This is a genomic window from Achromobacter sp. Bel (assembly GCF_012928505.1).
In the GTDB taxonomy this organism is placed as follows: Bacteria; Pseudomonadota; Gammaproteobacteria; order Burkholderiales; family Burkholderiaceae_B; genus Achromobacter.
Window position 1 is genome coordinate 1 of the sequence record NZ_JABBJN010000079.1, and the last position, 21,339, is coordinate 21,339.

The 21,339-nt window shown below is 64.6% G+C and carries 23 protein-coding genes; 11 read left to right on the top strand and 12 right to left on the bottom strand.

Annotation, left to right across the window (positions count from 1 at the left end):
* From minC to minE, 3 genes are all read left to right on the top strand, one after another.
* Nucleotides 1-388: septum site-determining protein MinC (gene minC / locus HG262_RS28700; protein WP_169274240.1), on the top strand; the 388-nt coding region annotated here is incomplete at its 5' end.
* Nucleotides 389-498: 110 nt separating this feature from the next.
* Entirely contained in the window at nucleotides 499-1,314 is an 816-nt protein-coding gene (minD, locus tag HG262_RS28705) for a septum site-determining protein MinD (RefSeq protein ID WP_105555581.1), read from the top strand.
* A gap of 3 nt (nucleotides 1,315-1,317) precedes the next feature.
* Complete coding sequence (gene minE, locus HG262_RS28710; RefSeq protein ID WP_006226437.1) at nucleotides 1,318-1,578, top strand: cell division topological specificity factor MinE; 261 nt, start codon at nucleotides 1,318-1,320, stop codon at nucleotides 1,576-1,578.
* 106 nt (nucleotides 1,579-1,684) lie between these two features.
* Here the strand turns inward: minE and HG262_RS28715 are convergent, their stop codons facing one another.
* The 6 genes from HG262_RS28715 to HG262_RS28740 form a co-directional block, all read right to left on the bottom strand.
* Nucleotides 1,685-1,909 carry a glycine zipper 2TM domain-containing protein gene (locus tag HG262_RS28715; protein WP_039882797.1) on the bottom strand — a complete coding sequence of 75 codons (225 nt, stop codon included), beginning with the start codon at nucleotides 1,907-1,909 and terminating at the stop codon, nucleotides 1,685-1,687.
* Nucleotides 1,910-2,099: 190 nt separating this feature from the next.
* Nucleotides 2,100-2,633 (bottom strand): isochorismatase family protein, encoded by a 534-nt coding sequence (locus HG262_RS28720; protein WP_169274241.1) that lies wholly within the window; start codon nucleotides 2,631-2,633, stop codon nucleotides 2,100-2,102.
* A gap of 77 nt (nucleotides 2,634-2,710) precedes the next feature.
* Entirely contained in the window at nucleotides 2,711-3,091 is a 381-nt protein-coding gene (locus tag HG262_RS28725; protein ID WP_169274242.1) for a type II toxin-antitoxin system VapC family toxin, read from the bottom strand.
* A complete protein-coding gene (locus HG262_RS28730; protein ID WP_169274243.1) occupies nucleotides 3,078-3,287 on the bottom strand; it encodes a type II toxin-antitoxin system VapB family antitoxin in 210 nt (69 codons plus the stop codon). Before HG262_RS28730 ends, HG262_RS28725 begins: the two co-directional genes overlap by 14 nt.
* Before the next feature lie 121 nt (nucleotides 3,288-3,408).
* Nucleotides 3,409-5,082 (bottom strand): energy-dependent translational throttle protein EttA, encoded by a 1,674-nt coding sequence (gene ettA / locus HG262_RS28735; RefSeq protein WP_169274244.1) that lies wholly within the window; start codon nucleotides 5,080-5,082, stop codon nucleotides 3,409-3,411.
* A gap of 86 nt (nucleotides 5,083-5,168) precedes the next feature.
* Nucleotides 5,169-6,092, bottom strand: a complete 924-nt coding sequence (locus HG262_RS28740; protein WP_211187817.1) for a DMT family transporter — start codon at nucleotides 6,090-6,092, stop codon at nucleotides 5,169-5,171.
* A 97-nt stretch (nucleotides 6,093-6,189) separates the two neighbouring features.
* On the opposite strand from HG262_RS28740, the gene HG262_RS28745 reads away from it, so the two are divergent.
* A complete protein-coding gene (locus HG262_RS28745) occupies nucleotides 6,190-6,981 on the top strand; it encodes a helix-turn-helix transcriptional regulator (RefSeq protein ID WP_169274245.1) in 792 nt (263 codons plus the stop codon).
* A gap of 124 nt (nucleotides 6,982-7,105) precedes the next feature.
* Nucleotides 7,106-7,621, top strand: a complete 516-nt coding sequence (locus HG262_RS28750) for a hypothetical protein (protein ID WP_169274246.1) — start codon at nucleotides 7,106-7,108, stop codon at nucleotides 7,619-7,621.
* 40 nt (nucleotides 7,622-7,661) lie between these two features.
* On the opposite strand, the gene HG262_RS28755 is transcribed toward HG262_RS28750, so the two are convergent.
* The 6 genes from HG262_RS28755 to HG262_RS28780 form a co-directional block, all read right to left on the bottom strand.
* Nucleotides 7,662-8,657 (bottom strand): dipeptide ABC transporter ATP-binding protein, encoded by a 996-nt coding sequence (locus tag HG262_RS28755; protein ID WP_169274247.1) that lies wholly within the window; start codon nucleotides 8,655-8,657, stop codon nucleotides 7,662-7,664.
* On the bottom strand, nucleotides 8,654-9,667 hold the full coding sequence (locus tag HG262_RS28760; RefSeq protein ID WP_169274248.1) for an ABC transporter ATP-binding protein: 1,014 nt from the start codon (nucleotides 9,665-9,667) through the stop codon (nucleotides 8,654-8,656). Before HG262_RS28760 ends, HG262_RS28755 begins: the two co-directional genes overlap by 4 nt.
* 7 nt (nucleotides 9,668-9,674) lie before the next feature.
* Nucleotides 9,675-10,589: an ABC transporter permease gene (locus tag HG262_RS28765; protein ID WP_006226428.1), complete on the bottom strand. Its 915-nt coding sequence runs from the start codon at nucleotides 10,587-10,589 to the stop codon at nucleotides 9,675-9,677.
* The gene (locus HG262_RS28770) at nucleotides 10,589-11,578 is read right to left on the bottom strand and encodes an ABC transporter permease (RefSeq protein WP_169274249.1); all 990 of its coding nucleotides are present in this window, start codon (nucleotides 11,576-11,578) and stop codon (nucleotides 10,589-10,591) included. Before HG262_RS28770 ends, HG262_RS28765 begins: the two co-directional genes overlap by 1 nt.
* Nucleotides 11,579-11,722: 144 nt before the next feature.
* Entirely contained in the window at nucleotides 11,723-13,294 is a 1,572-nt protein-coding gene (locus HG262_RS28775; RefSeq protein ID WP_169274250.1) for an ABC transporter substrate-binding protein, read from the bottom strand.
* Nucleotides 13,295-13,477: 183 nt separating this feature from the next.
* Nucleotides 13,478-13,984, bottom strand: a complete 507-nt coding sequence (locus HG262_RS28780; RefSeq protein ID WP_169274251.1) for a MarR family winged helix-turn-helix transcriptional regulator — start codon at nucleotides 13,982-13,984, stop codon at nucleotides 13,478-13,480.
* A gap of 369 nt (nucleotides 13,985-14,353) precedes the next feature.
* Between HG262_RS28780 and HG262_RS28785 the strand changes: the two genes are divergently transcribed.
* The 6 genes from HG262_RS28785 to HG262_RS28810 all read left to right on the top strand — a co-directional run.
* The gene (locus HG262_RS28785; RefSeq protein WP_169274252.1) at nucleotides 14,354-16,582 is read left to right on the top strand and encodes an indolepyruvate ferredoxin oxidoreductase subunit alpha; all 2,229 of its coding nucleotides are present in this window, start codon (nucleotides 14,354-14,356) and stop codon (nucleotides 16,580-16,582) included.
* 13 nt (nucleotides 16,583-16,595) lie between these two features.
* Nucleotides 16,596-18,140: an indolepyruvate oxidoreductase subunit beta family protein gene (locus HG262_RS28790; RefSeq protein ID WP_169274253.1), complete on the top strand. Its 1,545-nt coding sequence runs from the start codon at nucleotides 16,596-16,598 to the stop codon at nucleotides 18,138-18,140.
* 26 nt (nucleotides 18,141-18,166) lie between these two features.
* Nucleotides 18,167-19,144: a PDR/VanB family oxidoreductase gene (locus tag HG262_RS28795; RefSeq protein ID WP_169274254.1), complete on the top strand. Its 978-nt coding sequence runs from the start codon at nucleotides 18,167-18,169 to the stop codon at nucleotides 19,142-19,144.
* Between the two features lie 20 nt (nucleotides 19,145-19,164).
* A complete protein-coding gene (locus HG262_RS28800) occupies nucleotides 19,165-20,484 on the top strand; it encodes an aromatic ring-hydroxylating dioxygenase subunit alpha (RefSeq protein ID WP_169274255.1) in 1,320 nt (439 codons plus the stop codon).
* Entirely contained in the window at nucleotides 20,481-20,972 is a 492-nt protein-coding gene (locus tag HG262_RS28805; RefSeq protein ID WP_169274256.1) for an aromatic-ring-hydroxylating dioxygenase subunit beta, read from the top strand. The genes HG262_RS28800 and HG262_RS28805 overlap by 4 nt, the downstream gene beginning before the upstream one ends.
* Nucleotides 20,973-20,981: 9 nt before the next feature.
* Nucleotides 20,982-21,339 (top strand): AMP-binding protein (locus HG262_RS28810; RefSeq protein WP_169274257.1); only part of this gene is annotated, 358 nt, incomplete at its 3' end.

The following is a 21,339-nucleotide window of genomic DNA, read 5'->3' on the forward strand; positions in this document are numbered from 1 at the left end:
AGCCAGCAGCACCACGTCCGCGCCCGCCCCCACGCAAGCCGCGCCGCATTCGTCGTCGGCTCTCGTCATCACCAAGCCCTTGCGCTCGGGCCAGCGCGTCTACGCGCGCCATACGGACCTGGTCGTGATCGGCATGGTCAGCCAGGGCGCGGAAGTCATCGCCGACGGCAACGTCCACGTCTACGGGCCCTTGCGCGGCAAGGCCATGGCCGGCGCACGCGGCGACACGTCGGCGCGCATCTTCACGACGCATCTGGACGCGGAGCTGCTTGCCGTGGCCGGCGTGTACCGCGTGGTGGAAGACAAGCTGGACCGGACGCTGCAAAACCAACCGGCCTTGATCCGCCTGGAAGGCGATACGTTACGCATCGAAGCGCTAAAAGCGTGAATCGTTTTTGCGCGGCTACGCGAACGTCTCAACACATTCTGTAAGAAGCCTTACATCGGCTTTTTGCTTTACGATAACGCGATTTATTCGAACATAAGGGTTTGATCGTCATGACACGCATTGTTGTGGTGACTTCCGGCAAAGGCGGCGTGGGTAAAACCACGACGAGCGCCAGTTTTTCCGCGGGCCTCGCGATGCGGGGCCACAAGACCGCTGTCATCGACTTCGATGTCGGCCTGCGCAATCTCGACCTCATCATGGGCTGCGAGCGTCGCGTGGTGTACGACTTCGTCAATGTGATCCAGGGCGAAGCCACCCTCAACCAGGCGCTGATCAAGGACAAGCAGCTTGAAAACCTGTTCATCCTGCCCGCCTCGCAAACGCGCGACAAAGACGCGCTGACGCAGGAAGGCGTGGAAAAGGTCATCAACGACCTGAAGGAGATGGGCTTCGAGTACATCGTCTGCGACTCGCCCGCCGGCATCGAAACGGGCGCACTGATGGCGGCCTACTTCGCCGACGACGCGCTGGTCGTGACCAATCCGGAAGTCTCGTCGGTGCGCGACTCCGACCGCATCCTGGGCATTCTGGCGGCCAAGTCCAAGCGGGCGGTGGACGGCGGCGAGCCGGTCAAGGAATTCCTGCTGCTCACGCGCTACAACCCCAAGCGCGTCGTCGACGGCGAAATGCTGTCGCTGGGCGACATCGAAGACATCCTGCGCATCAAGCTGATCGGCGTCATCCCCGAATCGGAAGCGGTGCTGCAAGCGTCAAACCAAGGCCTGCCGGCCATCCACCTGAAAGAAACCGACGTCTCCGAAGCCTACAAGGACGTCGTGGCCCGTTACCTTGGCGAAGACAAGGCCCTGCGCTTTACCGACTACGAAAAGCCCGGTCTTCTGAAACGCCTGTTCGGAGGCAAGTAAGCAATGTCCTTCCTGTCGTTTCTGCTTGGTCAAAAGAAATCTTCCGCATCCGTCGCCAAGGAACGGTTGCAGATCATCCTGGCCCACGAGCGGGGCCGCGGAGACTCGCCCGACTACCTGCCGCAGTTGCAGCAGGAACTTATCGCCGTGATTTCAAAATACGTGAAGATCAACCCCGAAGACATCAAGGTGCACCTGGAACGCCAGGACACGCTGGAAGTGTTGGAGGTGAAGATCGAGATGCCACAGAACGAGGCGCCCTGACGCAGTCGCGCGCCGATCCTCCGGCGCGCGCCATGGCCTCGTGCACAATCACGACGATAAAAAAAACGCCTGGCGATGCCAGGCGTTTTGCTTGGGGCGCGAAGGTTTAGTGCTTGCCGACCTGGTCGCCGATCACGCCGCCGATTGCCGCTCCGCCCACCGTACCAAGGACGCCGCCGTTGGTGATCACGGCGCCTGCGACACCGCCCAACGCGGCGCCGCCGACCGTGCTCTTCTGACGATGGCTCATGCCGTCCCAGGACGAGCAGCCCGCCATGGCGGCGGTCATGGCCAATGCGACACAGATTTTGGAAAGCGATGCGATTTTCATGATGAGACTCCTATTCTTGTACCCAGGGCCGCACCAAAGACCTGATGCGAGCGCGCGGTCCCCTTCATGGGTTTAGAACATTCAGGATCTCAAAATAAGGCCCCGGGTGGTGTGAGGTTTGCCCAGGAATTGTGTCAAACGGCGAGTGAATCTTTGCACGCCCCAGGGATAGTGTTGCAGCCCGCGCCGGCTATTTGACCAGACGTAACACATCGCGGAAGCGCGGATGCTCACATGTCTCCATCCACTCGAAAATCGCCATTTCAGAGGTGACGATTTCGGCGCCATGCGCCCGCGCGCGACGCAGCGCCGCGTGATGGTCGGAAGGCTTGCGCGACCCCGCCGCATCCGACACCAGCACGGCCTTGTAGCCCATGTCCGCCAGGCCGATCACGGTTTGCAGCACGCAGATGTGGGCCTCGCATCCCGCCACCAGGATCGTCTTGCGCGCGGCAGGCAGCCAGGCTTCAAAACCCGGTTCACGCGCGGAAGAGAAATGCATTTTCTGGAACGTGGACTGCACGAGCTCGCGCAGCGGGTCTACGGTGACACCCAGCATCTTGCTGTGATGCTCGGTGGCGATCACCGGCACGTCGAGCAGGCGTGCGGCCTGCGCAAGCTTGTGCGCCCTGTTCAGCACGGCATCGCCGTCGTGGATGACCGGCATCAGCCGGCCCTGCATGTCGACGATGAGGAATGTGGAATCTGCGGCTTGCAGCAACATGGGATATCTCCGGAATTCCTGCGGATAGCGTGTCGAATCGAACCAGTGGCCGGGCCTGAGAACCTGCCTCTACAGATTCAATGATATAGCGGCGGCTCGACGCCCAGCTTCAAGTCCATGGCGACGGACCGCAGCCGCCTGTCCTTGGTCCACAGCGTTGCGCCTGGAGTCAGTCGCGTGGACGCAAGAAGGTGCAAGTCAACATAGCCAATTCCTTTGCCAAACAGTTTTTCGGCGTGGAGGAAATGCAGCGCCTCATCGTGGCTCGCCCGCACGGCTTGCGGCAAGAGCGTCAGCGCTCCCAACACCAACTCTCGCTTGCTCAGCGATCCAAGTGCCAGTTCGCCAACAATGAACGGATGCATCAGCACATATTCATTGTTCAGTAACTGCACTAGCCGAGGCTCGCCGGCCGGCCCCAGGTGATCCACCCAGATCGACGTATCAACCAGGATCATCGGAGGTCTCAGTTTGTCGCCTTGGAGTCGGCTTCAGTTTGGTCGAGCTGCCGCCCAGTTTGGCCAGACGCTTGGCTGCCTCTTTCTGCACAAGATTGACCAGTGCTTGCTGCACAAGCGCCGAGGTCTCCTGGATACCGGTATAGGTCCGCGCCTGCTCAAGCAATTCGTCATCGAGCGTCACCGTGGTTCGCATGTTGCCCTCGCCAGGAGATGAATCAATAACTACATCATTTGATGCAGTTTTTGATTCTATCACCGCAAAAAAAATCCCAGCGCGTTGGCTGGGATTTCTCGGACTGCTTTACTGGCCAGGCTTACTTCAGTGCCTTGTAGCGCAGGCGCTTGGGTTTGGCGCCTTCTTCGCCCAGGCGGCGCTTCTTGTCGGCTTCGTACTCTTGGTAGTTGCCGTCGAAGAACACCGCTTGCGAATCGCCTTCGAATGCCAGAATGTGGGTCGCGATGCGATCCAGGAACCAGCGATCGTGGCTGATGACCATGACGCTGCCGGGGAACTCCAGCAGCGCGTCTTCCAGCGCGCGCAGCGTTTCCACGTCGAGGTCGTTGGACGGTTCGTCCAGCAGCAGCACGTTGCCGCCGGCGATCAGCGTCTTGGCCATGTGCAGGCGGCCGCGTTCACCGCCGGACAACTGGCCCACGACCTTGTTCTGGTCGCCGCCCTTGAAGTTGAAGCGGCCCAGATAGGCGCGCGACGACATCTCGAACTTGCCCACCGTGAGGATGTCGGCACCATCGGCCACCGCATCGAACACCGTCTTCTTGTCTTCCAGCGCATCGCGCGACTGGTCGACATAAGCCAGCTTCACGGTCTGGCCAATGTTGACCTCGCCCGAATCCGGCTGCTCGCGGCCCGCGATCATGCGGAACAACGTCGACTTACCGGCGCCGTTGGGGCCGATGATGCCGACGATGGCGCCCGGCGGCACCTTGAAGCTGAGGTTGTCGATCAGCAGGCGGTCGCCGTAGGCCTTGCTGACATTGTTGAATTCAATGGCCTCGTTGCCCAGGCGCTCGCCCACGGGAATGAAGATTTCCTGGGTTTCGTTGCGCTTCTGGTATTCGTAGGACGACAGTTCTTCGAAGCGGGCCAGACGCGCCTTGGCCTTGGCCTGGCGGCCCTTCGGGTTCTGGCGCACCCACTCCAGTTCCTTCTTGATGGTCTTCTGGCGGGCCGATTCCGAGGACTCTTCCTGCTTCAGGCGGTCTTCCTTCTGTTCCAGCCACGAGCTGTAGTTGCCCTTCCAGGGGATGCCGTAGCCGCGATCCAGTTCCAGGATCCATTCGGCGGCGTTGTCCAGGAAGTAGCGATCGTGGGTCACGGCGACGACGGTGCCGGGGAACTTGTGCAGGAATTGCTCAAGCCACTCCACGCTTTCGGCGTCCAAGTGGTTGGTGGGTTCATCCAGCAGCAGCATGTCGGGCTTGGACAGCAGCAGGCGGCACAGGGCCACACGGCGCTTTTCACCACCGGACAGGTTGCCGACGATGGCGTCCCAGGGCGGCAGGCGCAGCGCGTCGGCGGCGATTTCCATCTGGTGTTCGATATCGTCCGAACCACTGGAGGCAGCAGCGGCGATGATGGCTTCGAGTTCGGCCTGCTCGGCCGCCAGCGCGTCGAAGTCGGCGTCCGGCTCGGCGTACGCGGCGTAGACCTCGTCCAGGCGCTTCTTGGCGGTGACGACGGCACCCAGGCCTTCTTCCACCGACTGGCGCACCGTGTGCTCGGGATTCAGTTGCGGTTCCTGCGGCAGGTAGCCGATGTTCAGGCCCGGCATGGGGATGGCTTCGCCTTCGATCTCTTTATCGACGCCAGCCATGATCTTCAGCAGCGTCGACTTGCCCGAGCCGTTCAGGCCCAGCACGCCGATCTTGGCGCCAGGAAAAAACGAAAGCGAGATGTCACGCAGGATCTGCCGCTTGGGCGGCACGATCTTGCCGACGCGGTTCATGGTGTAGACGTATTGGGCCATGGGCTCGTATAGGGAAAGAAAGCTGATGAACCATCGATTGTAGGCCGGAACCCTGACAGCCGTGCGTCAGGCGGCGGCGGACGCGCTCAACCCGCCGCTTTGCCCGGGCGCAGCCCCAGCCGCGGGGTCCGCATTTGCGCCAGCATTACGCCGGCCAACGCCAGCGCGCCGCCCGCGATATGGAAAACGTGGGGCTTTTCATCCAGGAAGACCGCCGCGATCGCCACGGTGCCCACCGGCATCAGGTTCAGGAAAATGCTGGCCCGGTTGGGCCCCAGGTGCTTGACGCCCTGCATCCACAGGAAGGGTGCAAACAGGGACGGGAAAATCGCGGCATACAACACCAGCGGCACGTTGTCGGCATTTAGCGGCGACGGGGCGGCCATCAGGAAGGCCGGCAACTGGAACAGCACGCCGAACGCCACCTGCACGTACAACGACTGCCACGGCCCGACCGGCAGGCCCCAGCGGCGCAGCAGGACGCCGTACAGCGCATACGCCAACGCAGCCAGCCCCATCAGCAGGTCGCCCGGATTCGCGCCCACCGAGAGCAGGCGCGCCGGGTCCCCTTCCCCGATCAGCAAGGCCAGTCCGGCCAGCGACACCAGCCCGCCCAGCATCGCCATCAGCGTGGGGCGCTGGCGCAGCACCACCGCGCCCACCGCGATGGTCAGCAGCGGGATCATCGCGGTGATGATGCCCATGTTGGTGGCCGTGGTGCTGGACGCCGCCACATAGGCCAGCCCCTGATACAGCGCCATCCCCAAACCGCCCAGCACCGCGAACTTGGGCAGGTACGGCAAGATCAGGCGGCGCTGCGCCCACACGCCCGGCAAGGCGAAAGGCGTCAGCAGCGCGCCGGCGATCGCCCAGCGGTAAAAACCAATGACGGCGGGCGAGATGACGCCGGCGGCCATCTTGGTCACGATCATGTTGACCGACCAGATCAGGGCCGCCAGCAACGGGAACAACAGGTATCGGGCGGGAATGTGAGGGGTGTCGCGCGTCATGGACGAGTCTTGCAGGCTAAGGACAGGGGGCCAGTGTAGGCCCTGTCCGAGATGGCGTATATAATGAAAAACAGACAAATCCGCACGAACTTCCGACATGGACTTTGCCGAACCCGCGCCCATGCTGGCAGGCCACCTGCCGTATCCGCTGGCCTGCCGCATCCTGCATTTCACGCCGTATTCCAGCATGCAGCGCCACAGTTCGCCGTGGGCGGAACTCAATTTCGCGCTGTCGGGCATCATGGAAATCGGCATCAACGGCGTCACCTATCTATCGCCGCCGCAGTACGCCATCTGGATACCCCCGCATGTGGAGCACTGCTGCCAGAACGAAGGCGAAGTGCATTACGCCTGCATCGACATCCCGGCCGAGGCCTGCGCCGGCCTGCCCGATACGCCCTGCACACTGGAGATCAGCGCGGTTACGCGCGCGGTCCTGGCCGACTTCGAACGGCGCGGCATCCGCTATCCGGCCACGCCGGAAGACCGGCGCCTGGCGCAGGTGGTCATCGACCAGCTGCGCCAGGCCCGCGCCTACGCCAGCTACCTGCCGTCAAGCACCCATCCGGCGCTGGCCCCCATTCTGTCTGCCTTGCAGCGCAGCCCCGGCGACAAACGAGGCGCCGCGCACTGGGCCGCCAGCGCTGGCATTACCGAGCGCACGCTGCTGCGCCATTGCCAGCAACACCTGGGCATGTCGTTCAACGAATGGCGCCAGCGCCTGCGCGTGGTCTCGGCGCTGGGCATGCTGGACGCCGGTCGCCCCGTGCAAGCCGTGGCCCGGGAATTGGGTTACAGCACGCCGTCCGCCTTCATCGCGATGTTCCAGCGCCTGACCGGCGAATCCCCCGACAACGCCCGCAAACGGAGCGCCCCGGCCCCCGTGTGACCCGGTCACCAGCGTCGTCATCCAAGCGTCCGATGCACTGCAACGCCGATCGCGCGACAATAACGCCTGACCTTATGTATCTTGCCGTGCCGTCGCGGCTTCATCGCGCCCAGGAATCCCCTTCATGTCCGCCTCTGCTACCCCTCCCGCCTCCGTGACCCACTTCAGCGCATCCGAACTGGACATGCTGGCCAAGACCGCCGACGCGCTCAGCGCCTACCTGGGCAAGCCCGTGCTGGCCGAGGTGATCCTGGGCGACGAAGGCACCGAATGGGTCACCTACGGCGTCCCGCTGGACGAAAACGCCACGGCCGAAGAAGACCAGACGCACGTCCAGCTCGGCGGCCCCGGCGCCCGCATCCTGGGCAACCGCGGCGGCCTGCCCCACACCGATGACGACACCTACGACTGCCTCTACCTATGGGCCGTCCAGATTTCCATGAATGAAGGCGAACGCTTCATCAAGCTGGACCACGACGGCGAGGAATCCGCCTGGTCCGACAGCCTGGAAGACGTCCTGCCCTTCGCCTTGACGGAAGAACCGCAGCCGGAACCGACCGAGGACGAGGAAGAAGACGAAGATGAAGACGACGAAGACGACGACACGCCGTACGAGCGCGTGGAAGAGCCGCGCCATTGATTTGAATACCGCCGCCTCCGACGCCTAAAGAACCGACGGATCACGCAGCGATCCGCCCCTCCTCCACGGCATGGCAAGCCACCACGGACACCCCCGCCAACCGGGCCACGGGGGCCTCCGCCCGGCACCGGTCATTCGCATGCGGGCAGCGCGGATGAAACGTACACCCTGACGGCGGGTTCAAGGGATTCGGCACTTCCCCGGCCACCGCGGTGCGCGGTTTTCCCGCCCCGTTGATGTCCGGAATCGCCTCCAGCAGCATCCGCGTATACGGATGCCGCGGCCGCGCGAACAACTCGTCGCGTGGCGCCACTTCCACCATGCGCCCCAGATACATCACCCCCACCCGGTCGGCCACGTGATGCACCACCGCCAGGTTGTGGGAAATGAACAAGTAGGTCAGCCCAAGCTCCCGCTGAAGATCCTTCATCAGGTTCAGCACCTGCGCCTGCACCGACACGTCCAGCGCCGACGTGGGTTCATCGCACACCAGGAATTCCGGATTCACCGCCAACGCCCGCGCGATGGAAATGCGCTGACGCTGGCCCCCCGAAAACTGATGCGGATAACGCCCCTGGTCCGCCGGATCCAGCCCCACCTGCTTGAGCAACTCGCCGACCCGCGCCACGCGCGCGTCCGGCGTCATCTGCGTATGCGTCAGCATCGGCTCGGCAATGATGCGGCCCACACGCCAGCGCGGATTCAAGCTGGCATAGGGATCCTGGAAAATCATCTGCAGCCGTTTGCGCAAGGCTCGACCGCCGGGTTCCGACATGCGCGACAACGGCTGGCCGTCAAAACGGATCTCGCCGCGCGTCAGGCCATATAGGCCCACGAGCATCCGCGCGACCGTGGATTTTCCACAGCCCGACTCGCCCACCAGCGCCAGCGTTTCACCCCGGGCGATCTCGAACGACACGCCGTCCACCGCCCGCAACATCACTTTGGGCTTGCCGGCCAGCTTGCGCTCCAACCACGGCGGCGACACATCGAACCAGCGCGCCGCGTCCTTCACTTCCACCAAGGGCGCGCTCATGCTGCCTCCTCTGATCTATTACCGCCGGCCAGTTGCGTGGGGGCACTGCCGGTGTCATGCAGCCAACAGGCCGCGCGGGACGTGCCCGCCGGCAGCAACTCGGGGCGTTCCGCCGCGCAACGCGGCAAGCGCTGCCCGCATCGCGGATTGAACGCACAGCCCGGCGGAATCGCGTTCAGGCGCGGCATGCTGCCATCGATCTGCACGAGCCGGTCCCGATGGCCTTCCAGCGACGGGATCGACCCCATCAGTCCCGACGTATAAGGATGGCGCGGCTTGTGGATCACGTCCGCCACCGGACCGATCTCGGCCACGCGGCCCGCGTACATCACCGCCACGCGGTCAGCGGTTTCCGCGATCACGCCCATGTCGTGCGTGATCAGCATCACCGCCGTGCCGTGTTCGCGGCACAGGCGCTTGAGCAGTTCGATGATCTGCGCCTGGATGGACACGTCCAGCGCGGTGGTGGGCTCGTCGGCCACCACCAGTTTGGGTTCGGCCGCCAATGCCAGCGCGATCACCACGCGTTGACGCATGCCGCCCGAAAATTGGTGCGGATAGTGGTCGATGCGTTCGCGCGCCGCTGGGATACCGGTAGACGCCAGCAGTTCGACCGCGCGATTGCGCGCCTGCGACCACGTCATGTCCAAATGGGTAACGATGGTCTCCGCCAGTTGCTTGCCCACCGTGTACAGCGGATTCAAGGAGGTCAGCGGGTCCTGGAACACCGCGCCAATCTCGCGGCCGCGCACGCGGCGCATCTGCTCGTCGGGCAGGTTGTCGATACGGCGGCCGGCCAGCAGGATCTCGCCTGCGGCGATGCGGCCGGGCGGCTCCAGCAGGCCGATGATGGATGCGCCGGTCAGCGATTTGCCGGCGCCCGATTCTCCCACCACGCCCAGGACTTCGCCCGCCTGGATGGAAAAGGACACATCGTCCAGGGCGCGTAGCGTGCCGCGGCGCGTGGGAAACTCCACGCGCAGATTGCGGACTTCTAGAAGTGCGCTCATGGTTACCTCAATTCAGCCGCGGGTTGAGTGCATCGCGCAGCCAGTCACCCAACAGGTTGACCGACAGCACCAGCAGCACCAGCGCCGCGCCCGGGAATATGGTGATCCACCATTCGCCGGAAAACAGGAAGTCGTTGCCGATCCGGATCAGCGTGCCCAGCGACGGCGCCGTCGGCGGCACCCCCACGCCCAGGAACGACAACGTCGCCTCGGTGATGATGGCGGTGGCCAGGTGCACCGTGGCCAGCACCAGCACCGGCCCCAGCACGTTGGGCAGCACATGGCGGAACATGATCACGGGCGACGCCACGCCGATCACGCGCGCGGCCTGCACGTATTCGCGGTTCTTCTCCACCAGGGTCGAGCCGCGGACCGTGCGTGCATACTGCGGCCAGCCGGCCAGCGCAATGGCGCCGATCAGCACCGGGAACGCGATCAGCTCATGCATTTCGCGCGGGACGGCAGCGCGTGCCACCCCGTCGATCAGCAACGCGATCAGGATCGCGGGGAACGACAGCTGCACATCGGCGATCCGCATGATGAACGCATCGATGCGCCCGCCCGCGTAACCCGAGATCAGCCCCAGCACGATGCCGATCAGCATGGACAGCACCACCGACGCCAGCCCGATCAGGAGCGACACGCGGGTCCCGTACAGGATGGCCGAATACAGGTCCCGGCCCTGGCTGTCGGTGCCCAGCAGATAGGTCTGCTGGCCGTTGGCCTCCCAGGCGGGGGGCAGCAAGGCGTCCAGCAATTCCACCGTGGTCAGGTCGAAGGGGTTATGCGGCGCAACCCAGCCCGCGCCGAAGGAGCCGATCAGCAGCAGCGCCAGCAGCACGGTCGCCACGATGGCCACGGGCGCCCGGCGCCAGGCCCAGGCAAGGTCGCTGTCCCACCAGCGTTTGAGTACGGCGCGCATCAGTGAGCTCCCCCGGCACGGGTCATGCCCGAACGCAAGCGCGGGTCCACGACGAAATACAGCAGATCGACGATCAGGTTGATCACCACGAACACCAGCGCGATCAGGCACAGGTACGCGGCCATCACCGGCACGTCGGCGAATTGGACCGCCTGGATAAAGAGCAAGCCCATGCCCGGCCACTGGAACACGGTCTCGGTGACGATGGCGAAGGCGATGATGCCGCCCAGTTGCAGGCCGGTGATCGTGATGACCGGCACCATCGTATTCTTCAGCGCGTGGCCGAAATGGATGGCGCGGCGCTTCAGGCCCCGGGCGCGCGCGAACTTGATGTAGTCCGAACGCAGCACTTCCAGCATCTCGGATCGCACCAGACGCAGCACCAGCGTCATCTGGAAGAGCGACAACGTGATGGACGGCAGGATCAGGTGCTTCCAGCCGGTGGCCGTGAAGAGACCTGACGTCCACCAGCCCACGCTGACGGTTTCGCCGCGCCCGTAACTGGGCAGCCAGCCCAGTTGCACGGAGAACACCAGGATCAGCAGGATGCCGATCAGGAAGGTCGGCAGCGACACGCCCAGCAAGGAGCCCGCCAGCAGCATCTGGGACACCAGGCTATTGCGCTTGAGGGCCGTGTACACGCCCAGCGGCACGCCCACGACCAGCGCCAGCAAGGCCGCCACCATGGACAGTTCCAGGGTGGCCGGCAGGCGGGATTTCAGCAAGGTGGAGACGGGCTCGCTTTGGCGCAGGGAGATGCCGAAATTTCCCTGCGCGGCGTTGACCACGAAATGGCCGAATTGAACGATGGCGGGCTCGTTTAACCCCAGGCGTTCACGCAGCTCGATGCGCTCGGCATCGGTGGCGTCCTGCCCCAGCATGATAGTGACAGGGTCGCCGACGTATTGAAAAAGCACAAAGGCCAGTAGGGCGACGGTGAGCATCACCGCTACGGCCTGCAACAGGCGGCGCAGTATGAAAGCGAACATAAATGGAAATACCCCCACGCCGCGCACGGACAGCGTGCGTGCTGCCTCCCAAGGGGGCGTATTTTCCTTGGGACCGCCCGGCGGAAAAGAAGAAAACAAAACGGCGGGGGTCGGGTAGACCCCACGCCGTCCGGTTAGTCAGGGTCAGTCAACCTTAACCCAATCGGCAACGAGGCGATTGTCGGCACGGTGGATGACCGTGACGTTCTTGCGCATCGCCCAGGGGATGACCTGGTCATGCAGCGGGATGTGGCCAAAGTCCTTGGCGTGCCCTTGCAGCACGGTGATGATGTCGGCGTCGCGCTTGGCGGGGTCGGTTTCGGTCTTGATGCGATCGATGATCACGTCAAGTTCCTTGTTGCTGTAGCCGCCCAGGTTGTACATGCCGTCAGCGCCTTCGCCCTTGGTGCGGATCAGGTTCTGCAGGGAGTACATGGCGTCGAACGTGGGCACGCCCCAGCCGAACAGGTAGGCGCTGGTGTCGAACGACTGCACCTTGGGGAAGTACGTGGAACGCGGCATGGCGTTCATCGTGGCCTTCACGCCAACCTTGGCCCACATGCCGACGACGGCCTGACAGATGGCTTCGTCGTTGATGTAGCGGTTGTTCGGGCAGTCCAGCGTGAAGTTCAAGGTGCCGTCGTAGCCGGCTTCCTTCAGCAGCGCGCGGGACTTTTCGGGGTCGTACGGTACGCGCTTGTGAACGGATTCCGCCCAGCCGTGCACCTGCGGCGCGATCATCGTGCCGGTCGGCGCGGACAGGCCGCGCATCACGGCGCGCTTGATGGCATCCACGTCGATGGCGCGGTACAGCGCTTCACGCACGCGGATGTCCTGGAACGGATTCTTGCCCTTGATGTTCGAGTACTGGAGTTCCGGGCGCTTCTGGTCCAGGCCCAGATAGATGGTGCGGTATTCGTTGCCTTCCACCACTTTTTGCGCCTGGCGGATGCGTTCCAGATCCTGGGCGGCCGGATCCAGCACGAAGTCGATTTCGCCCGACAGCAGCGCCGCGGTGCGGGTGGCGTTCTGCTTGATCGGCGTGAACACCACTTCGGTCACGTTGCCGACCTTGCCGGCCTTGTTCCACCAGTCCTTGTTTTCTTCAAAGACCGTGCGCACGTCCACTTCGCGCGACTTCAGCTTGTAGGGGCCGGTGCCGTTGGTGTTGCGCGCGCCGTAGGTCTCTTCCTTGTTGACGTAGTCCTGCGGCTTGGCGATGTTGTTCTTTTCGGACCACGCCTTGTTCATGATGAACACGTTGGTCAGCTGGCGCAGCAGCACCGGGTTGGGCGCCGACGTTTCGATCTCGATCGTCAGGTCGTCGACCTTGCGCGCTTCCTTGATGCCCGTCGTATAGGCTTTGTAGTTCGACGTGGGCGCCATGGCGCGGTGGATGGAGAAGACCGCGTCGTCCGCCGTGAAGGCGGCGCCGTCATGGAACTTCACGCCCGGGCGCAGCTTGAAGCGGTACAGGGTGGGCGACAGCTGTTCCCATTCCGTCGCCAGGCGCGGCACCACCTTGAACGTCTTGTCGTAATCCACCAGCGGTTCGTAGATGTAGCTGTTGGCGGCGATCGTCATGCCTTCGTTCTGGGAGTGCGGATCGAAGGTGAGGATGTCGCCCTGGGCGGCCCAGCGGAAGGACTTGGCCTGCCCGATCGAGGGCACAGCCACGGCGGCGGCGATCGCGATAGCAATCAAGGTGCGGCGCATAGGGGTTAACTCCTGACATTAGTCTGAATACCGGCGCGAGTGTGCCTATGCGCCAGACCCCCGTCAATTCAGGGTTTATGCGTACCGGAGACGGTTTTCACAGAGCGGGAACAAATGGGGACATATATGCTTGTAACAAAATAATTGAAGCGAACAGCGTTCGAGTGCGCGCCCGCAACAGGCTTACTCGTCGGCGTCGATCGGCAGTTCGAGCGGCACGTGCTCCGTCATCAGCACGCCCAGCATTTCGATCAGTAGCGCGGCGCGCTCTTCGCCGAAGGGCGCCAGCACCGCTTTCTGATGCTGCAACGCCTGGTCGCACAAGCCGGCGATCAGGTGGGTGCCCTTGGCGGTGATGCAGACGCGCGTCTGGCGGCGGTCCGCACGCACGCCGGTACGCGCCACCAACCCTTCGGCCTCCATGCGCTGCACCACCTTGCTTAAGGTCGGCTGCTTGGTGATGGCCAGCACCGCCAGCGTGCCGATGGTTTCACCCGGACTGCCTTCCAGGCTGGCCAGCACGCGCCATTCGGTGACCGACAGCCCGGCCGCTTTCACCTGCAAATGGAATTCGGCCGAAATGCGCTGGCTGGCCTGCGCCAGCAGATAGGCCAGATAGCCATCGACGAAACGCGGCCCCGCCGCGCCCCGACCTGTCAGAAGCGTGTCCCGCTGCTTATCCAACCGCATGTTGCTTTGCTCCCACGCACCGGAATTCAAGGTATGGCCGACGGCCGACAAGCGCATTGCACCACGACGGCGCAGCCCCGCGCCATGATGTGCCGCAATGCTGTTGCGCAGCACAGGGTATACCCGCAATCGCAACCTGTTTTTGCACCATGGCGGCGCTGAAATACTGCCATGGGACTAGAGAACAACCAGTATATACACCCTTGTTTTAGCGTGATATTTTTTGATTTCCATGAAATTTCATCTTTTTTGTTGACAGCTAAAACGTTGACTCCTAAAGTATTTTTTAGATGAAGATTTCGTGACGTGACGATGCTGCATGGCAGCAAGGCTTAAGGACCGGCATCCCGGCCCGCGAAGGAGCTCTAGATGGCTGAAAGGTCTTTCAAGAAAGAAGTCCAGCAGTTGCGCATCGGCGAAGGCGAAGAGTTTCGCGGCGAGGGCATTCTTGCCGTCACGAAAGGGTTGCTGCAATCGGGCGTGGGCTATGTGGCGGGCTACCAGGGTTCCCCGATCTCGCACTTGATGGACGTACTGGCCGACGCCAACGACATCCTGCAAGAGCTGGGCGTGCACTTCGAGGCCAGCGCCTCGGAAGCCACCGCCGCCGCCACGCTGGCCGCGTCGGTCATGTACCCGATCCGCGGCGCGGTCACCTGGAAATCCACCGTGGGCACCAACGTCGCGTCCGACGCGCTGGCCAACCTGGCCTCCGGCGGCGTCACGGGCGGCGCGCTGGTCATCGTCGGCGAAGACTATGGCGAAGGCTCGTCCATCATGCAGGAGCGCTCGCACGCGTTCGCCATGAAATCGCAGATCTGGCTGCTGGACCCGCGCCCCAACCTGGAAAGCATGGTCCAGGCCGTGGAAGACGGCTTCGAATTGTCCGAAGCCAGCAAAACGCCCGTGATGCTGCAACTGCGCATCCGCGGCTGCCACGTGCATGGCCGCTTCATCGCCAAGGAAAACAAGCGGCCCGCCTTTTCGCTGGCCGAAGCGCTGGAAAGCCCGGCGCGCGACACCAGCCGCATCGTGCTGCCGCCCGCCTCGTTCCTGCACGAACAAGAGAAGATCAAGGAGCGCTGGCCCGCCGCCATCCGCTACATCAAGGAGCACAAGCTCAACGAGCATTTCGACGGCGACCAGAAGGATATCGGCCTGATCCTGCAGGGCGGCCTGTACAACGGCGTCATCCGTTCGCTGCAATTGCTGGGCCTGGCCGACAATTTCGGCAACAGCCGCATTCCCCTGTACGTCATGAACGTGACCTATCCCGTCATCGAAGACGAGGTCATCGATTTCTGCCGCGACAAGCGCGCCGTGCTGCTGCTGGAAGAAGGCCAGCCCGACTACATCGAACAGAACCTGCACGCGGTGCTGCGCAAAGCCGGCGTCGACACCCACCTGTCCGGCAAGGACGTGCTGCCGATGGCCGGGGAATACACCACCCAGGTCATGCGCGACGGCGTGCGCGAATTCCTGAAGCGCCATCGCCCCGAATCGCTGCAGACACACCCGGCCGTGGCGGTCGATGCGCAAGCCGAGGCGCGCCAGCTGGAAATCACCGAAGTCTCGCGCCCCAAGCCGGCCAAGCCCGTCGCCGTGGAGCAGCCCATCACCTTCCACAAGCAGGTCGACGGCCTGGCGTCGGTGGTCCCGCCGCGCCCCGCCGGCTTCTGTACGGGCTGTCCGGAACGCCCCATCTTTTCCGCGCTGACGCTGGCGCAGGAAAAGCTCGGCCAGCACCATATCTCCTGTGATATCGGCTGCCACCTGTTTTCCATCCTGCCGCCCTTCAACCTGGGCGCCACCACCATGGGCTACGGCCTGGGCGCCTCCAGCGCGGCGGCCTTCAACGTGCCGGCCGCCAAGCGTCCGATCTCCATCATGGGCGACGGCGGCTTCTGGCACAACGGCCTGTCGTCGGGCATCGGCAACGCGGTATTCAACAAGTACGACGGCGTCATCGTCATCGTCGACAACTTCTACGCCTCGGCGACCGGCGGGCAGGACATCCTGTCGTCACGCGCCGACAATCCCGACCGTTCCACCAACAACCCCATCGACCATGCCGTGCGCGGCGTGGGCGTGAAATGGGTGCGCACGCTGGACCGCACGTATGACGTCGCGAAGGTCCGCGCAACGATCGAAGAGGCGCTGACCACCGACATCAAAGGTCCCAAGGTCATCATCGCGCAGTCCGAATGCATGCTGAACAAGCAGCGCCGCATCAAGCCGCTGTTCAACAAGGCGGTCAAGGAAGGCCGCCGGGTGGTGAAGGAGCGCTTCGGCGTGGACCCCGACGTGTGCACCGGCGACCATGCCTGCATCCGGCTCTCGGGCTGCCCGTCGTTGTCGGTGAAAGACAGCGGCGACCCCTTGAAGGAAGACCCGGTGGCGCACGTGGAAAGCAGCTGCGTCGGCTGCGGCAACTGCGGCGAAGTCGCCCATGCCGCGGTGCTGTGCCCGTCTTTCTACCGCGCCGACATCGTGCACAACCCGACGGGCGGCGACCGCTTCCTGGCCCGGGTGCGCGGCGCCGTCATCGGTTTCCTGCAACGCCGCCGCGCGGCGCGCCTGGCCCAATACGCCCTGTAAGGACAACAGCTTCATGAACCCGGTGGCATTGCAACAAGGCAACCCGATCAAGATCGCCATCCTGGCCATGGGCGGCCAGGGCGGCGGCGTATTGGCCGACTGGATCGTCGACATGGCCGAGCACGCCGGCTGGTGGGCGCAGACGACGTCCGTGCCAGGCGTGGCCCAGCGTACCGGCGCCACGATCTACTACCTGGAATTGCTGCCCGAAGCCGATGTGCAGCGCGCCGGCCGGCCGCCGGCCCTGGCACTGATGCCCACCCCGGGCGACGTGGACCTGGTGGTGGCCGCTGAACTGATGGAAGGCGGCCGCGCCATCCAGCGCGGCCTGGTCACCCCGGAACGCACGGTGCTGCTGTCGTCGTCACACCGCAGCTACGCCGTCAGCGAAAAATCCGCGCCGGGCAACGGCATCGCCGATCCCAACAAGGTGCTGGAGGCCGGCCGCGCCGCCGCCAAGCGCTTCCTGTGCTTCGACCTGCAGGACCTGGCCGACCGCGCCGGCAGCGTCATCAGCGCCAGCCTGTTCGGCGCGGTGGCCGGCAGCGGCGCCCTGCCCTTTTCCCGTGAAGACTTCGAGGCCACCGTGCGCCGCGCGGGCCTGGGCGTGGAAGCCAGCCTGCGCGCCTTCGCGCTGGGCTTCGACGCGGCTCACCAAGCCCCCGCCCAGCCGGCCGCCATCGACCTGACGCGCCCGGTGCCCGCCGTGCCCGAGCGTGCCGCCAGCCCCAAGACCCAGGCTTTGCTGGACACCATCAAGCGCGACTTCCCCGCCTGTGCGCAGCCGATGCTGACGGCCGGCGTGCGCCGCCAACTGGAATTCCAGGACGCCGCCTACGCCGCCGACTACCTGCGCCGCATGAAGACGTTGCGCGACCTGGACGCCCAACACGGCGGCGACGCCCAACAGTGGGCGCTGACCTGTGCCGCCGCCCGCTACGTGGCCACGGCCATGGCCTACGACGACGTGATCCGCGTCGCCGACCTGAAGACGCGCGGCTCGCGCTTTGACCGCGTGCGCCAGGAAGTGGGCGCACGCCCGGAACAGCTGGTCTTGACGACCGACTACATGCATCCGCGGCTGGAAGAAATCTGCGGCACCCTGCCCGTGCGGATGGGCCGCTGGCTGGAAGGCTCCAAAGCGTTCGGCGGCTTCGTCGAACGCCGGCTGGGCAAGGGGCGCTTGATGCAAAGCAGCACGCTGGGCGGCTTCCTGATGCTGTATTCCCTGGCCGGCATGCGGCGCTTTCGCCGCAGCACGCTGCGCCACCAGATCGAATCCGCCGGCCTGGAACAATGGCTGGACCTGATCGCGCGCCTGGCGCCGCAGGACTACGCCCTGGCCGTCGAAACCGTCAATTGCCGCCGCCTGGTCAAGGGCTACAGCGACACGCACGTGCGCGGCGGCGGCAAGTATCGCCAACTGATCGCCGCGGCCGCGCAGTTGGTGGGCCGCCCCGACGCCGCCGACACCTTGCGCGCCCTGCGCGACACCGCGCTGGCCAACGAGAAGTGCGGCCCCATGGAACGCCAGCTGGCCGACAAGCTGGCCGCCTGACAAGAACACAGAAAGAGACAACCGCCGTGCAGACACTCAAACTGATCGTCCGGGAAGTCCGGCAAGAGTCGCCGCTGATCCGATCCTTCCGCCTGGCGCGCGAGGACGCCGGCCCGCTGCCCGCCTTCGGGCCGGGCGCGCACCTGAAAGTGACGGTGCCGGGCCTGCACGACCCGCGTTGTTATTCGCTGGTGCAACTGGCGCCCCAGGCCGGACAATTCGCGCAGCCCGTGGAATACCGGCTGGGCGTGCGGCTGGAAGAATCCAGCCAGGGCGGATCCCGCCACATGCACGGGCTGGCCGAAGGCGACGTGCTGACGGTCGAAGGCCCGAAGAACGATTTCCCGCTGCACGAATCGCCCGCGGGCGACGAGCCCGTGGTGCTGATCGCGGGCGGCATCGGCATCACGCCGGTGGCGTCCATGGCCGCCGCGCTGAAAGCCGCCGGCCGCGACTTCCATCTGCATTACTGCGGACGCAGCAAGGACCAGCTGGCCTTCCTGCCCGAACTCGCCGCCCTGGCTGGCGACGCCCTGACCGTGCATGCCGACGACGACCCCTCGTGCCGCTTCGACCTGCAGGCGTTGCTGGCGGCGGCCTCGCCGAAGCAGCACCTGTACGTCTGCGGCCCCAAAGGGCTGATCGACGCCGTCATCCATGAAGCCCGCGCACGCCACTGGCCCGACGCCCACATTCATTTCGAACTGTTCGTCACCGCCGCCCCGCAGGCCGGCGACCAGCCGTTCGAGGTCGAGTTGCGCCAATCGGGCCGCACGTTGACCATCCCCGCCGACAAGACCATTGTCGACGTGATGGAAGAAGAAGGCTGCGATCCGATGTTCGACTGCAAACGCGGCGAGTGCGGCGTCTGCCAGGCCACGGTGCTGGAGGGCGAACCCGACCACCGCGACTACTACCTCTCGGATACCGAGAAAGCCAGCGGCAAGATCATCCAGATCTGCATCTCGCGCGCGAAATCGGCGCGCCTGGTGCTGGACCTCTAAGGCCGGACAAGGAAGCGACCATGGCCAAATACCGCGACAATCCCGACGCCATCCGCGCCCTGCTGCGCGACACCGAAGTCCACAAGGACCTGTTCATCGACCAGGAACTGTTCGACCTGGAGATGGAGCGGCTATACGCCAACACCTGGGTCTACGTCGGGCACGACAGCCAGGTGCCCAACCCGGGCGACTACATCACCACCACCGTCGGCAACCAGCCCGTGGTGATGGTCCGCCACAGCGACAAGAGCGTACGCGTGCTGCACAACCGCTGCCCGCACAAGGGCACGATGGTGGCGGGCGAAGCCTGCGGCAACACCGGCAAGTTCTTCCGCTGCCCGTATCACGCCTGGACCTTCAAGACGGACGGCAGCCTGCTGTCGATCCCGCTGAAGAAGGGCTATGAAAACACCGGGTTGGAGAACTGCGAAGCCAGCCAGGGCATGGCGGCCGTCAAGGACGTGAAGAACCACCGCGGCTTCGTCTTCTGCCGCCTGAATCCGGAAGGCCAGTCGTTCGAGGACTTCTTCGGCGAATCGCTGTCCACGCTGGACAACATGGTCGACCGTTCGCCCGAGGGCCGGCTGGAAGTGGCCGGTGGCGTGCTGCGCTACATGCATCGCTGCAACTGGAAGATGCTGGTCGACAACCAGACCGACACCTGCCACCCCATGGTGGCGCACGAGTCGTCTGCCGGCACGGCCGTGAAGGTCTGGGAACAGGCGCCGGAAGGCACGCCCAAGCCCATGGCGGTGGAACTGTTCGCGCCCTTCATCTCGCCTTACGAGTTCTTCGAGAACATGGGCATCCGCGTGTGGGAAAACGGGCACGGCCACACGGGCGTGTCGGACTCCATCCACGCGTCCTACTCGGGCGTGCCCGGCTATTGGGACGCGATGGTCGCCGCCTATGGCGAGGAGCGCGCCAAGCAGATCCTGGGCGACGTGCGCCACAACACCGTGTATTTCCCCAACATCATGGTCAAGGGCCCGATCCAGACGCTGCGGGTCTTCAAGCCCATCGCGGCGGACCGCACGCTGGTCGAATCGTGGACGTTCCGCCTGGTCGGCGCCCCCGACCTGCTGCTGGAACGCACGCTCATGTACAACCGGCTGATCAATGCGCCCACCTCGGTCGTCGGCCATGACGACCTGGAAATGTACGAACGCGCGCAGGACGGCCTGAATTCCCGCGCGCGCGACTGGGTGAACGTGGGCCGGCTGTACACCCCCGACGAAATCGGCCAGAAGAACGTCACCACCAATGGCACCAATGAATGGCAGATGCGCAACCAGTACCGCGCATGGGGCCGCTACATGACCGGACCGGAGTCGGTATGAGCGCAAGCGACCGCGAGTTGATCGATTTTGTCTACGCCGAAGCGCGCCTGCTGGACGAGCTGCGCTTCGAGGACTGGCTGGACCTGTACACCGAAGACGGCTACTACTGGATGCCCCTGGCGCACGGCCAGACCGACCCGAAGCTGCACGCGTCGCTGATGTACGAGGACAAGCTGCTGCTGCGCGTACGCGTGGAACGGCTGGCCGGGCAGCGAACGTTTTCGCAGCAGCCGAAAAGCCGGTGCCATCACCTGCTGCAGGCGCCCACGGTCGAACACGGCCATCCCGACGCCGCGCCCGCCGAGGGCCGGCACGTGGTGCGCACGGCCTTTCACTATGTCGAGACCCGGCAGGACGCGCAGACGCTGTATGCCGGGTGGACCACGCACCATCTGGTGGAGCAGGACGGCGCGCTGCGTATCCGGTTGAAACGCGTTGACCTCGTCAACTGCGATGCCGCCTTCGGCAACATCCAATTGTTCATGTAGGAGCGGCTTGTGAACACCACGGTCCATCAGGCTTTCCGCGACACCGCGTCGCGCCACGGCGCCCAGCCCTTCCTGTGCATCCTGCCCGAAACGGCGGACGCCTATGGCATCGACGCGGGCGAACTGGCCTATGCCCGCGCCGCCGACGCCATCGAGACATTGCGCGCCGCCTATGCCCGTGCCGGCTACGGCCACGGCCACCGCGCCGGCCTGCTGCTGGAGAACCGCCCGTCGTTCTTCCTGCACTGGTTCGCGCTGAACGCGCTGGGCGTGTCGGTTGTGCCGATCAACCCCGACCTGCGCGCCGCCGAACTGGAATACCTGACGGGCCATTCCGAGATCGCGCTGGCCGTCGCCCTGCCGGGAC

Bases quoted from the DNA above. Each gene is read 5' to 3' on its own strand.
- HG262_RS28785 (WP_169274252.1), top strand. From the start codon at position 14,354: ATGGCTGAAAGGTCTTTCAAGAAAGAAGTCCAGCAGTTGCGCATCGGC.
- HG262_RS28790 (WP_169274253.1), top strand. From the start codon at position 16,596: ATGAACCCGGTGGCATTGCAACAAGGCAACCCGATCAAGATCGCCATC.
- HG262_RS28775 (WP_169274250.1), bottom strand. From the start codon at position 13,294: ATGCGCCGCACCTTGATTGCTATCGCGATCGCCGCCGCCGTGGCTGTG.
- HG262_RS28765 (WP_006226428.1), bottom strand. From the start codon at position 10,589: ATGCGCGCCGTACTCAAACGCTGGTGGGACAGCGACCTTGCCTGGGCC.
- HG262_RS28745 (WP_169274245.1), top strand. From the start codon at position 6,190: ATGGACTTTGCCGAACCCGCGCCCATGCTGGCAGGCCACCTGCCGTAT.
- minD (WP_105555581.1), top strand. From the start codon at position 499: ATGACACGCATTGTTGTGGTGACTTCCGGCAAAGGCGGCGTGGGTAAA.
- HG262_RS28755 (WP_169274247.1), bottom strand. From the start codon at position 8,657: ATGAGCGCGCCCTTGGTGGAAGTGAAGGACGCGGCGCGCTGGTTCGAT.
- HG262_RS28725 (WP_169274242.1), bottom strand. From the start codon at position 3,091: ATGATCCTGGTTGATACGTCGATCTGGGTGGATCACCTGGGGCCGGCC.
- HG262_RS28720 (WP_169274241.1), bottom strand. From the start codon at position 2,633: ATGTTGCTGCAAGCCGCAGATTCCACATTCCTCATCGTCGACATGCAG.
- HG262_RS28740 (WP_211187817.1), bottom strand. From the start codon at position 6,092: ATGACGCGCGACACCCCTCACATTCCCGCCCGATACCTGTTGTTCCCG.
- HG262_RS28800 (WP_169274255.1), top strand. From the start codon at position 19,165: ATGGCCAAATACCGCGACAATCCCGACGCCATCCGCGCCCTGCTGCGC.
- HG262_RS28780 (WP_169274251.1), bottom strand. From the start codon at position 13,984: ATGCGGTTGGATAAGCAGCGGGACACGCTTCTGACAGGTCGGGGCGCG.
- ettA (WP_169274244.1), bottom strand. From the start codon at position 5,082: ATGGCCCAATACGTCTACACCATGAACCGCGTCGGCAAGATCGTGCCG.
- HG262_RS28750 (WP_169274246.1), top strand. From the start codon at position 7,106: ATGTCCGCCTCTGCTACCCCTCCCGCCTCCGTGACCCACTTCAGCGCA.
- HG262_RS28760 (WP_169274248.1), bottom strand. From the start codon at position 9,667: ATGAGCGCACTTCTAGAAGTCCGCAATCTGCGCGTGGAGTTTCCCACG.
- HG262_RS28715 (WP_039882797.1), bottom strand. From the start codon at position 1,909: ATGAAAATCGCATCGCTTTCCAAAATCTGTGTCGCATTGGCCATGACC.
- HG262_RS28805 (WP_169274256.1), top strand. From the start codon at position 20,481: ATGAGCGCAAGCGACCGCGAGTTGATCGATTTTGTCTACGCCGAAGCG.
- minE (WP_006226437.1), top strand. From the start codon at position 1,318: ATGTCCTTCCTGTCGTTTCTGCTTGGTCAAAAGAAATCTTCCGCATCC.
- HG262_RS28730 (WP_169274243.1), bottom strand. From the start codon at position 3,287: ATGCGAACCACGGTGACGCTCGATGACGAATTGCTTGAGCAGGCGCGG.
- HG262_RS28770 (WP_169274249.1), bottom strand. From the start codon at position 11,578: ATGTTCGCTTTCATACTGCGCCGCCTGTTGCAGGCCGTAGCGGTGATG.